This is a genomic window from Oleiphilus sp. HI0043 (genome assembly GCF_001634935.1).
The window spans coordinates 1-1,612 of record NZ_LWEY01001129.1; the positions used below are offsets into that span (position 1 = coordinate 1).

2 protein-coding genes and 1 rRNA gene are annotated in these 1,612 nt (G+C 43.0%); 1 reads left to right on the forward strand and 2 read right to left on the reverse strand.

Annotated elements, in window-relative coordinates:
- Positions 1-80: 80 nt before the first annotated feature.
- Positions 81-195: ribosomal RNA gene (gene rrf, locus A3729_RS12620) — 5S ribosomal RNA — on the forward strand.
- 260 nt (positions 196-455) lie between these two features.
- Here rrf and A3729_RS12625 read toward each other — a convergent pair.
- Together A3729_RS12625 and A3729_RS12630 are read right to left on the reverse strand one after the other, a co-directional pair.
- Positions 456-1,016, reverse strand: coding sequence for an acyl-CoA thioesterase (locus A3729_RS12625; protein WP_197475491.1), 561 nt, complete (start codon positions 1,014-1,016; stop codon positions 456-458).
- 103 nt (positions 1,017-1,119) lie between these two features.
- The coding region (locus A3729_RS12630) for a putative solute-binding protein (RefSeq protein ID WP_231877431.1) at positions 1,120-1,612 on the reverse strand (493 nt) is incomplete at its 5' end.

The window sequence follows — 1,612 nt, forward strand, 5'->3', positions numbered from 1 at the left end:
GATTAAATTAGCTATTACTTGCTATTGTTAAAGACGCAGAATTAAGTGTTGTTGATGAAGTATCAGCAACCGAAGTTTTGCCTGACGACCATAGAGCTTTGGAACCACCTGATCCCATCCCGAACTCAGAAGTGAAACGAAGCATCGCCGATGGTAGTGTGGGAGGTCCCATGTGAGAGTAGGTCATCGTCAGGCTTCTATTAGAAACCCCAGTAGGTCGTCCTACTGGGGTTTTTTATTGTCTGGTGAAAAGGCAAATTTAGAAAAAATATGAAAAAACCTTGGAGATATACGTCTTCAAGGGTTTTTTGTTAATAGTTATAGCTCTGAATTAAACTTGCTACTATCTGACCGTGTTAGTAAGTAAATCAGGTGCCGCTGCTTATTATGTAGGTGTTCACGCTGGCTGTTGTAAGCAACACGCGTAAAACAGAGTTTTTATACCGGCATGGTATTTAGCTTTGCCGGTATTTCTCGAACTCTACGTTGATCTGCTCTTCAGTCATATGTTCCGTATTACTGATCCACTTATCGTGAATCTCTTTCAGCCGCAGATCATGTTCTTTACGAAGCTCCCTTCTTACTTTTGCTGCAATATAGCGCTGTTTTTGCTTATCTGCTTTAAAGTCGAGTGGCGGAACTTCTGTGGGCTTTCCATCCTCACCCATTGCTACCATAGTAAAATAGCAGCTGTTGGTATGGCGCTTCTCGTGAGAGTGAATATCTTCAGCAACGACTTTGACGCCTACTTCCATTGACGTGCGTCCGACGTAGTTTACAGAAGATAAAAAGGTGACGAGTTCGCCAATTTTAATCGGTTGGCGAAAGTTAACTTGGTCTACAGAAAGGGTGACGGCGTAATGGCCGCTATAGCGTGATGCGCAGGTATAAGCGACCCGGTCTAGTAGCTTTAATAGTGCGCCGCCGTGTACGTTACCTGAAAAGTTAGCCATTTCAGGTGTCATTAGCATAGTGAATATTACTGGCTCATTAGTGCCATATTGAATGTCAGACATAAGTTTGCTCCTCTAATGGTGCTATTGTAGACCTAAAGAGAAGCACTGATAATAAAAAAGGCCCCTTAAAAGGAGCCTTTTTATAATCTGCTAAGCTATTAGCCTATTCAGGAGTTGCACACTCACTTGCAGATGGGTTTTCAGCACAACGGATTTTCCAAAGCAGCTTGAGCGCTTTAGGGTCCATTTTACCTTCAGCTTTAAGTGCTAGACGAATGTCACGGCTAAACTTAACTAGCTCTTTTTTAGTCTCTTCGTTAGTTTTGATCCAGTACTTAGCTGGTATTTCTTTTTCGGCATCAGCAACTAGTTTATTGATAGCTTTCAAGCGGCCAACAACGTATTTACGCATTTTGTTACCAAAGTCTGCTGGGAAGTTGTCTTTCTTGGTGATTGTTTGAAGCATGCCGTAATATAGACGGTAGTCAAGAATGCCACCTTTGTCGCCAAGGCCGTGGTATAGCTCAAAAGTGTTGTAAGCTAGTGCTGGCATGAAAAGGATATCAATGTTGCCGTTGTTGAACTGGCCAGAGAACGTTGCCAAAGAAGTGCCTACAGGTGATGCGCCGGCCATGTTAGCAAGCTTGTGAGTCTGT